The following is a 9,827-nucleotide window of genomic DNA, read 5'->3' as shown; positions in this document are numbered from 1 at the left end:
GCGCTGCCGCAGGCGCGGGCGCTGCCGCAGGTGCTGCCACAGACGCCGGCTCAGGTGCTGGCGTAACGGGGGCTGACGGGGCCGGCTCCGGCTGCGTCTCCACCGGTGTGGCGCCTCCACGAGCGGGTGTCGAGAGCGCGAACTTCTCGTAGTAGAAGCCGGTCGGCTCGAGCCCTTGTGAGGAGAAGTGCTGTCGCACCGCCTCAACCATCGGCGGGGGGCCGCAGAGGTAGACCGCGACGTCTCCGTCGTGCAGGTGCTCGGGCTGCAGGAGACCGGTGACGTAGCCGGTGTTCGGGGCCGCGGTCTGCGGATCGGCCACGCAGTAGTCCCAGGTAAAGCCGGGCAGCTCGCCCGCGAGGGCCCCGAGCGTCTCGAGCTCCACAAGGTCGTCGTCGGTGCTCACGCCATACACGAGGTGGACCGGCCGCGTCGACGACTCGGCGCGCAGCCGGCGCAGGATGGACAGGATCGGCGCGAGGCCTGTCCCGCCGGCGAGGAGGAGGGCCGGGCGCTCGGTGTCGCGCAGGAAGAAGCTGCCGTTCGGGCCCGTGAGGCTCAGCGCATCACCGACGGCCGCACGTTCCTCGAGGTAGGTCGTCATGACGCCCCCGGGCGTGTGCTTGACGAGGAAGGTCAGCTCCTCCTGGTCGGGTGCGTTGCTGAAGGAGTAGGACCGCGTCACGTCGGTGCCGGGGACCGAGATGTTGACGTACTGGCCGGGGAGGAACGCGAGGTCCGCCCGGGTCGGGGTGATGAGCGTGATCCGGGTCGTCGTCGGGGACAGACGCTCCAGGTTGCTGACGGTGGCCTGGTGCGTCGCGGCCGTCGTCTTCGCGACCGCGGACGTGCTCGCGATCTGCAGGACGAGGTCGGAGCGCGGCGACATGCTGCAGGGCAGGCAGTAGCCCCGGTCGGCTTCATCCTGCGACAGCGCGTCCTCGATGTAGGTCCCGGCCCGGAACTCCCCGGACTCGCAGAACGCCTTGCACGTCCCGCACGCGCCGTCCCGGCAGTCGAGCGGGATGTTGATCCGTGAGCGGTACGAGGCGTCCGCAACGGTCTGGCCCTCCGCGCACGTGATGAATCGGGTGACGCCGTCCTCGAAGGACAGCGCGACCTGGTGGGTCACGGTCATGACAGCTCCTTGCGCCCGTCAGACGTGGTAGACGTCGACGACGTGGTGGATGTAGTCGTTCTTGAGGACGACGGTCTTGCGCCGGATGAGGGGGCTCTCGCCGGAGAAGTCGATCGTGTAGAAGGACGTTCCGTAGTAGGGGTCGATCGTCTTGTAGCGGAAGTACATCGTGTGCCAGTTGAACCGCACGTCGACGACGTCGCCGCGCCGCTCGATGACCTCGACGTTGTTGATGTTGTGGCTCGTCCGCGGTTCGGGGATCGAGGTGGCGCTCGACCGCTCGGTGCGGATGCGGAAGACGCGGTCCTCGAGGCCACCCTTGTTGGCGTAGTAGACGAGGGAGATGTCGGTCTGCGGGTCCTCGGTGAGCCGGTCGTCGTCGCCCCACGCCGGCATCCAGAACTCGACGTCGTCGCCGTAGCAGGCGAGCCACTTCTCGAACTCCCGGTCGTCGAGGTAGCGGGCCTCGCGATAGAGGAACTGCTCGATGGCGTTCTGGTCGATCGTCGTCACTTGGCCTGCTCCTTCGTCACCGCGGCGCGCATCGTCTCGAGCCAGTAGCCGTGCTGGACGGGGTAGAGCCCCTCGTCCTCGTTCTTGACGCCGGACGAGATGACTCCGTCCATGCCCAGCTGCTGCGCCACCGGGTCGGGCCCGTCGAGCCAGTGCTCGGCGCCGCGGCTCATGTCGTTCCACGGCGCCTTGGTTGCGTGGAAGGTCAGCTGGCAGGAGCGGAACTCCTCGAGGTCGTCGGGTGTGGCCATGCCCGAGGCGTTGAAGAAGTCCTCGTACTGCCGGATCCGGTGTGCCCGGGCTTCCGCCGACTCGCCGACCGGCGCGATGCAATAGATCGTCACCTCGGTCTTGTCCGGCGCGATGGGCCGGAAGTGCCGGATCTGCGTGGAGAACTGGTCCATCAGGTAGACGTTCGGATAGAGGCAGAGGTTGCGGGAGCCCTTGACCATGAACTCGCCCTTGGCCTCGCCGAACTGCTCCTTGAGCTCGTCGAGCCGGCTCCACAACGGCCGGTCCTCGGGGTTGGCCGCCCAGGTCCACAGGCACAGGTGGCCGTGGGGAAACGACCAGTAGCCGCCGCCGGACTTGCCCCAACCGCCGGCGTCGAGCACCTTGGCGGTATTCGTCGACTCACCGGTGTTGCGGCGGGACGTCGTCGCGGCATAGTTCCAGTGCGTCGCGGTGACGTGGTAGCCGTCGGCGCCGTTCTCCGCCTGGACCTTCCAGTTGCCGTCGTAGGTGTAGGTGGATGACCCGCGCAGGACCTCGAGCCCCTGCGGCGACTGGTCGACCAGCATGTCGATGACCTTCGTCGCGTCGCCCAGGTGCTCCTCGAGCGGCAGGACGTCATCGTTGATGCTGCCGAACAGGAAGCCGCGGTAGCTCTCGAAGCGCTGCACCTTCGTCAGGTTGTGCGACCCGTTCGTGTCGAAGGATGCTGGGTATCCCGCGCCCTCGGGGTCCTTGACCTTCAGCAGGGTGCCGTCGTTGCGGAACGTCCAGCCGTGGAACGGGCAGGTGAGCGTCATCCGGTTGTCGGTCTTCCGCCGGCAGATCATCGCGCCGCGGTGTGCGCACGCGTTGATGAGGCAGTGCAGCTCGCCGTCCTTGTCGCGCGTGATGACGACCGGTTGCCGACCGATGTAGGTGGTGAAGTAGTCCCCCGGGTTCTTCACCTGGCTCTCGTGGGCCAGGTAGATCCAGTTCCCCTCGAAGATGTGCTTGATCTCGAGCTCGAAGAGCTCCTCGTCCGTGAAGATCGACCGGTTGGCCCGGTAGATCCCGGCCGCGTGGTCCTCGATCACGGCAGTGTCGAGATCGAAGGCGGGGGTGCCCGTCGTGGCTGTCATTCGTCCTCCAGGTGGCGTCCTCGGCACCTACGGACGGGGCGTCGTCCGTCGGTCCGTCCACCATCCCGGCTCCGCCGCGCCCGGGCACCGGGCATCACCCCAGTGTTGACCTAGGCACCCCCAAGGGTGGCGTGCGCGCTGAGCGCTCGACGACTTCCTCGAGCAGAACGGCACCGGGTATGCCGCTCACCCAGGCGCCCTGCGACCGCGCGGACAGCGCGGGGCCCGCTCAGCGGCATACGGAAGTGGGGCCCCCGGGGTGCGGGGTGGACGCTTTCGCCGAGGCGGCCCGGGGTCTACGACACGTCCCCGCCCGACCGCGCACTGCGGAGCGCCTGCTCAGCAGTCCGCCACCGCTTGACGCGGTCAGCTAGGGACGCAGCGAGCGGGTCGGTCGCGCCCCGAGCCGTCGCTGCCACCGGCGGTGGGAGCCAAGCTCGTGGGCCTGCTCTGTGGCCGGGGGCGGAGCACCGCGCGCGTGAGCCGAGGGATGGCGTCGGTCAGCTGCTGGGTCGCGGTCCTGGTGATCTCGTCCGCCGCATCGAGACTCAGACCGCGATCCACTTCGACGACGGCCTCGGCGTGGATCTCGTGGCCGACCCAGCGCATTCGCACCTCGTCGGCGGCCAAGACGCCCGGAATGGCGGCGAGCGTGGCCTCTGCGGTGTCGAGCAGGTCGGGCTCGACCCCGTCCATGAGGCGGCGGAAGACGTCGCGGGCGGCGGTGCGCAGCACGAGCAGGATCGCGACGGTGATGAGCAGTCCGACGGCGGGGTCGGCCCAGCTCCAGCCGACTGCGACCCCGCCTGCGCCGACGAGGACGGCCAGCGAGGTCAGCCCGTCGGTCCGGGCGTGGTGGCCGTCGGCGACGAGGGCGGCCGAGTCGATGGCGCGGCCCTCCCGAATGCGGAACACCGCGACGGCTTCGTTGCCGAGGAATCCGATGAACCCGGCCAGGGCGACCCAGCCCAGATTGTGCACGGGGGATGGGTGCAGGAGCCGTTCGATCGCCTGCCAGCCCGCGACGACCGCGGACAGGGCGATCATCGCGACGACGAACAGGCCTGCCAGGTCCTCCGCCCGCCCGTAGCCGTGCGTGTAGCGACGGGTCGTGGCTCGGCGTCCGATGACGAACGCGATCCACAGCGGGATGGCCGTCAGCGCGTCGGAGAAGTTGTGGATGGTGTCGGCGAGCAGCGCCACGGAGCCGGAGATGGCGACCACGAGCAGCTGCAGGACGGCGGTGGCGCCGAGGCCGATGAGGCTGAGTCGCACGGCACGAATGCCCCGCGCGCTCGACTCGAGGGCCGCGTCCAACGAGTCGGCCACGTCGTGCGAGTGAGGAGTGACCGCGTGCCGCAGCCGCGCCCGCAGCCCGGGGCCGTGGTCGTGGTCGTGGTGGTCGTGGTGACCCGGTTGGTCGGCGTCGTGCTCGTCCGCATCGGAGGCGGCCGCCTCGGGGAGGGGTGCGTCAACGAGGGTTGGCTCGTCGGGGGCAGGCTGAGACGACACACGGCCGGGTTTCGGAAGCATGGCCAGGAGCATATCTGCACACTTGCGAAGGTAAGAAGTCACGTAGGCTGGCAGGCATGCACGATGGCTTGCCAGACCTGTCCATGCCGGACGACGAACAGGCTGACCTCGCCGCCGAGACGTTCCGGATGCTCGCCGACACCACACGGATCAAGCTGCTGTGGGCGTTGCTGCAGGGGGAGTCGTCGGTGACGTGCCTGGCCGAGCTGGCCGGCGTGAGCCCGACCTCGGTGAGCCAGCACCTGGCGAAACTGCGCCTGGCCGGCCTCGTGCGCGGGCGGCGCGAGGGGACGTTCGTCTACTACACGGCCGCCGACACCCACGTTCACGCGCTGCTCGCCGAGGCGCTCTTCCACGCCGACCACACCGACCAGGACCTCGGCGCCGAGACCGATCACCAGCATCGGATGCCCACCCGCCGGCAGGCACCGCGGCAGCGTCACTGACGTCGGCAGCCGCAGTGCCCGAAGCCCAGGTGGTCGTCAGCGGGCTCGCCTGACGACGTAGTAGGACGTCCAGATCCGGGAGAGCTGCACGACCTGCCCCGGCCGAGGTGCGTGCCAGATCCTGCCGTACCCGGCATAGATCCCGACGTGGTAGGCGCGTCCCCCGCTCATGAAGAAGATGAGGTCCCCTGGCCGCTTCTGCGACTTGCTGATCGGGATCGAGGCGAGGCGCTGGTCGTTGGCGCCTCGGGGCATCGAGCGGTGCAGCCTGGTCCGGTAGATGTAGTAGACGAGGCCCGAGCAGTCGAACGCGTAGGGCCCTGCGGCGCCCCAACGGTAGGGGTCGCCCTTCTTGGATGCCGCGATGCGCACCGCCTGCATCCGCAGGCTGTATGTGACGGCGGCGGGTGCGGCGGCGATCGTGACCGGCGTCGCGGGCGCCGCCTGGGCTGAGGTGGTGGCGGTGGCTCCGCCGCTCTCGGGCGGTGCGGCGAGGCCCAGCGTGAGGATGAGTCCCAGCGCGAGCAGGGTATGGAGAATCGGGGGACGCAGGGCAGCGCCCCGCACCGAAGGCGTGTGTGACATGGGCTTCCTCCACGCCTGCGAGGTGAGCTGTCGGGTTCGGGCGGGAAGATGCCCGGCCACACGCGTGGCTTCACCCCAAGGACGGGTCCGGTCGACCGGGTCCCACGTGGTTCCCCCGCTCCTGCCCCAGCGGTGCTATTGACCAGCACCGGCGGACAGGACTAGGCGGGTCGGTGGGCCGCCCGACGACGCGGGCGGGATGGTCCATCAAAGGTAACGACCAGATCACGACGACGCAATGGGTCGTATGGCGCAGGCCGTGACCTCCCAGCGTGGGCGACGGCACGTCGCGATGCCACACTTGGTGGCCCATGACCTGCCGACCCGGCGCGAGCGCACCGCCATGACGTCCGGGGCAGTCGCGACGGCGGGTCGACAGCCTGAGAGGTGCCCATGAAGATCACTGCCATCGACTGCTTCGGATACACCCTCCGCTATGCCCACGGCGAGTACGTCATGTCCGGCAACCGTGCTGCGACATCCGAGATCGGCACGCTGGTCAGAGTCCGCACCGATGAGGGCGCCGAGGGCTGGGGAGAGATCACGCCGCTCGGGAACCGCTACCTGCCCACCCACTGGGCCGAGATTCGTGCCGCGTTGCACACGCTGGCGCCGGCCCTGCTCGGTGCGAACCCGACGAACATCTCCGGCATACACCGGCTGATGGACGACGTGCTCCTCGGCGGCGGCTACGCCAAGTCTGCGATCGATGTCGCCTGCTGGGACTTGCTCGGTCAGGAGTCGGGCCAGCCCGTGGCGGTGCTCCTCGGTGGCGTGCTGCAGGAGGACTTCCCGCTGTATGAGGCCGTGCCGCTGGCGTCGCCCGAGGCCATGGCGGAGTTCGTCACCCGCCGCGAAGCGGCAGGCATCAAGCGGTTCCAGCTCAAGGTCGGCAACGATCCTCTTGACGACGCCCGTCGCACCCGCGCGGTGATCGACGCTGCGTCGGCAGACACGCTCGTCGTCGCCGATGCGAACGGTGGCTGGAACCTGCGGGCGGCACAGGTGGCCCTTCGTGAGATGGCCGACCTACCCGTCTTCATCGAGCAGCCCTGTCGCGAGACCGACGACTGCATCTTCGTCATGCGGCATTCGGCCCTGCCCTTGGTCCTGGACGAGTCGATCTTGCGCCCGGTCGACGTGTTCCGGGCCAAGTACGACGCCGGGGCCGTCTCGATCAACATCAAGATCAGTCGCGTCGGTGGCCTCACCCAGGCCGCCCGGATGCGAGACCTCATGCAGGACCTCGACATGATGATCTCGATGGAGGACACATGGGGTGGGGACGTCGTGTCGGCGGCCGTGAGCCACCTGGCCGCGAGCACGCGTCCGGAGAACTTCCAGAACGCCTCGTTCATGAACGACTGGACCGACGGGCACGTGGCCGGCTACAACCCACGGTCCGCCGACGGCCGGGGCGCCGCTCCGACGGCGCCGGGCCTGGGCATCACCGTCGCGACCGAAGGCTTGGAGCACGTGTTCACCGTCTCCTGAGCCGTGCACCACGGCCGCCCGCCCTGGAGAGTCGGCGGCGTCGAGGATCTTCTTGAAAGACGGCGCACCGTGGTGTCGGATCGGGGTGTACGCCTTCGTGGAGTTGGTAGCGGGCGGCCAGCCTGGGCCGCCGGCACGAGGGGCCGAGCAGGCACCTCGGCCAGGACTGGGAGGAGAACCCGATGACCGAGTACCTCATCACGTTCAATGACGAGTGGGTGCGGGAGCACAGCCCGGAAGAGCTGCGCGACAAGGGGGCAGCGGCCAGGTCGGTGATCGAGGAGATGCAGTCGGCGCGCGTCCTGCTGTTCACCAACGGCGGCCTGGACCGCTCGACGGCGATCTGCAGCGTCGAGGCGGTCGACGGGAAGCCCGTCTTCACCGACGGGCCCTACGTCGAGACGAAGGAGCACCTCGGCGGCTTCTGTGTCGTCGATGTCGCGGACGACCAGGCGGCCCGCTACTGGGCGGGCAGGCTGGCCACCGTGCTGGACTGGCCCCAAGAGGTGCACCGGTTCGGGGGCCCCGGGCACACCGGGCTGGACCGCTCCGGGAAGGAGTGAGCGCGATGCCCCGCTACCTGTTGTCCGTCTACGGACCCGCCGAGCGCACCGAGTTCAGCGGCTATCCCTCCAAGCAGGCGATGCTCCAGGCCTTCGCCGACACGGGGGCCTTCAACGACAAGCTGCAACGGGAGGGCCACTTCGTCTTCGCGGACGGCCTTGCCCCGGCAACAGCGGCGACGACCGTCGACGGGCAGGGAGACACACCCGTTCTCACGGATGGGCCCTACCTCGAGACGAAGGAGCATCTCGGTGGCTTCTGGGTCATCGAGGCACCCGACCTCGACGTCGCCCTCGCCCTCGCTGCCGAGGGATCGAAGGCGTGCCGCGGAAAGGTCGAGGTGCGCCCCTTCCAGACCGAGGGCTCCATCCGGGAGCTGCTGGAGTCGTGACCGCGCTGCCGGTGGAGGAGATGATCACGCGCGTCCACCACGAGGAGTGGGCGCGCGTGGTCGCCGGCCTCGCCCGACGGTTCGGCGACATCGACCTCGCTGAGGAGGCGACGGCCGACGCCTTCGTCGCAGCGGTCGAGCGCTGGCCGCGGGACGGAGTCCCACCGAATCCCGGTGGCTGGCTCATGACGACCGCCAGCCGCAAGGCGATTGACCGGCTCCGTCGCGAGTCCCGACGCGACGCCAAGCACCAGGCGGCCTTCATGCTGTACGACGACACCCCGTCCGAGCCGGTCGGCCCCGTGGTCGACGACCGGCTCCGGCTCGTGTTCACCTGCTGTCACCCGGCGCTCTCCATGGAGGCCCGGGTGGCGCTGACGCTCCGGCTGCTCGGCGGGCTCACGGTCGCCGAGATCGCCCGCGCGTTCCTGGTGCAGGAGTCGACAATGGGTCAGCGGATCACCCGGGCCAAGGCCAAGATGAAGGCCGCCCACATTCCTTATCGGGTCCCCTCGGACCGGGACATCCGGGAGCGGCTCCCCGGCGTGCTGGCGGTGGTCTTCCTCGTCTTCAACGAGGGCTACCTGCCGAGCGGAGGGGACGACCGGCTGCGCGTGGACCTCACCGACGAGGCGATCCGCTTGGGCCGCCTGCTTCGGTACCTGCTCCCGGGCGAGGCCGAGGTCGATGGCCTGCTGGCGCTGATGCTGCTCATCGACGCCCGGCGAGAGGCCCGGATGTCGCGTACCGGCGAGCTGGTCACCCTCGCTGAGCAGGACCGCGGTGCGTGGGACCGACGGTTGGTCGCCGAGGGCCAGACCCTCGTCCACGAGCAGCTGGCGGCCACTGCCGCGGCAGGGCGTCCACCCGGGCGCTACCAGCTGCTCGCCGCGATCAACGCGGTGCATATGGACGCTCCTGCGCCCTCGGCCACCGACTGGGCCCAGATCGTCCGGCTGTACGACCGGTTGCTGGTGTGCGACCCCTCGCCGATCGTGCGCCTGAACCGGGCGGTCGCCGTTGCGGAGCTCGACGGGCCGGCGGTCGCCCTGGCCGAGCTCGACCGACTTGCCGAGGCACTCGACCGCTACCACGCGTTCCACGCGGCTCGTGCCGACCTCCTACGACGACTCGGGCGCAGCGGCGAGGCGCGGACGGCCTACGACAGGGCGATCGACCTGGCCGGCAACCCGGCCGAAAGGGTCTACCTCGCCCGTCGCCGAGACCAGCTCGGCGGCGGACGCACGAGCCGGGGAACGGTGTGCCCTGACGCGAAGTGGTGAGACTCGGCAGTTGTGGGCATTAACGGTGAAGATCACCACTGTTGGACATCGAGGAGCAAAAGGCGTGGCTCGGTCTGCAGAAAGTCGCCCGGTATTCGGAAAGAGCCAGACCTCGGCGCTCGTGATGGCGGCGCTGCGGGAGTTCGCCGCCGTGCCCATCCTCGTCGTGGCGGTCTGCATGCTCCTCGCCGTCATCGCGATCCTGGCGGACCAGACGCAGGTGGCCGGCCTCTCGGCGATCGGCGACGCCTTCGGAACGCTCATCGGGAAGCAGGCTTCGTCGACGGCGCTTCAGAGCATCGCCACCGGCATGCTGACCGTCACCTCCATCACCTTCTCGGTCCTGCTGCTCGCCGTGCAGCAGACCGCCTCCAACCTGTCCCCGGTGGTGTTCGACCAGTTCGTGCGCCGGCGGATCAACCAGGCGCTGCTCGGCTTCTTCGTCGGCTTGTCCCTCTACAGCTACGTCGTGCTGGCCGCCGTCCAGGACAAACGTCCACCTCTGGTCGGTGCCGGCATCGCGACCGT

Annotated in this window: 11 protein-coding genes and 1 riboswitch; of the genes, 6 read left to right on the top strand and 5 right to left on the bottom strand. The window is 69.3% G+C overall.

The window, feature by feature from the left end; all coding sequences use genetic code 11:
- The 4 genes from benC to N864_RS15010 form a co-directional block, all read right to left on the bottom strand.
- The coding region (gene benC, locus N864_RS15025) for a benzoate 1,2-dioxygenase electron transfer component BenC (RefSeq protein WP_034718476.1) at positions 1-1,138 on the bottom strand (1,138 nt) is incomplete at its 3' end.
- Positions 1,139-1,156: 18 nt separating this feature from the next.
- Positions 1,157-1,651 carry a benzoate 1,2-dioxygenase small subunit gene (gene benB / locus N864_RS15020; protein ID WP_034718473.1) on the bottom strand — a complete coding sequence of 165 codons (495 nt, stop codon included), beginning with the start codon at positions 1,649-1,651 and terminating at the stop codon, positions 1,157-1,159.
- Entirely contained in the window at positions 1,648-3,003 is a 1,356-nt protein-coding gene (gene benA / locus N864_RS15015) for a benzoate 1,2-dioxygenase large subunit (RefSeq protein WP_034718471.1), read from the bottom strand. The genes benB and benA overlap by 4 nt, the downstream gene beginning before the upstream one ends.
- Before the next feature lie 366 nt (positions 3,004-3,369).
- The gene (locus tag N864_RS15010; protein WP_081793900.1) at positions 3,370-4,536 is read right to left on the bottom strand and encodes a cation diffusion facilitator family transporter; all 1,167 of its coding nucleotides are present in this window, start codon (positions 4,534-4,536) and stop codon (positions 3,370-3,372) included.
- A gap of 56 nt (positions 4,537-4,592) precedes the next feature.
- On the opposite strand from N864_RS15010, the gene N864_RS15005 reads away from it, so the two are divergent.
- A complete protein-coding gene (locus tag N864_RS15005) occupies positions 4,593-4,982 on the top strand; it encodes an ArsR/SmtB family transcription factor (RefSeq protein ID WP_051518634.1) in 390 nt (129 codons plus the stop codon).
- A 36-nt stretch (positions 4,983-5,018) separates the two neighbouring features.
- Here N864_RS15005 and N864_RS15000 read toward each other — a convergent pair whose 3' ends face one another.
- The gene (locus N864_RS15000; protein ID WP_081793898.1) at positions 5,019-5,567 is read right to left on the bottom strand and encodes a C40 family peptidase; all 549 of its coding nucleotides are present in this window, start codon (positions 5,565-5,567) and stop codon (positions 5,019-5,021) included.
- Positions 5,566-5,709, bottom strand: a riboswitch (cyclic di-AMP (ydaO/yuaA leader). Its footprint overlaps the gene before it by 2 nt.
- Positions 5,710-5,960: 251 nt before the next feature.
- Here N864_RS15000 and N864_RS14995 point away from each other — a divergent pair.
- From N864_RS14995 to N864_RS14975, 5 genes are all read left to right on the top strand, one after another.
- Positions 5,961-7,061 carry a mandelate racemase/muconate lactonizing enzyme family protein gene (locus tag N864_RS14995; protein WP_034718469.1) on the top strand — a complete coding sequence of 367 codons (1,101 nt, stop codon included), beginning with the start codon at positions 5,961-5,963 and terminating at the stop codon, positions 7,059-7,061.
- Between the two features lie 182 nt (positions 7,062-7,243).
- Positions 7,244-7,624 (top strand): YciI family protein, encoded by a 381-nt coding sequence (locus tag N864_RS14990; RefSeq protein WP_051518633.1) that lies wholly within the window; start codon positions 7,244-7,246, stop codon positions 7,622-7,624.
- Positions 7,625-7,629: 5 nt separating this feature from the next.
- Complete coding sequence (locus N864_RS14985) at positions 7,630-8,016, top strand: YciI family protein (protein WP_034718466.1); 387 nt, start codon at positions 7,630-7,632, stop codon at positions 8,014-8,016.
- Between the two features lie 20 nt (positions 8,017-8,036).
- Positions 8,037-9,299, top strand: a complete 1,263-nt coding sequence (locus tag N864_RS14980; protein WP_051518635.1) for an RNA polymerase sigma factor — start codon at positions 8,037-8,039, stop codon at positions 9,297-9,299.
- Positions 9,300-9,363: 64 nt separating this feature from the next.
- Positions 9,364-9,827 (top strand): DUF2254 family protein (locus N864_RS14975; RefSeq protein ID WP_155892961.1); only part of this gene is annotated, 464 nt, incomplete at its 3' end.

The sequence above is a fragment of the Intrasporangium chromatireducens Q5-1 genome (genome assembly GCF_000576575.1).
Taxonomy (GTDB): domain Bacteria; phylum Actinomycetota; class Actinomycetes; order Actinomycetales; family Dermatophilaceae; genus Intrasporangium_A; species Intrasporangium_A chromatireducens.
Note: the sequence above shows the minus strand (reverse complement) of the source record. Positions and strands in the feature narration are given on the sequence as shown.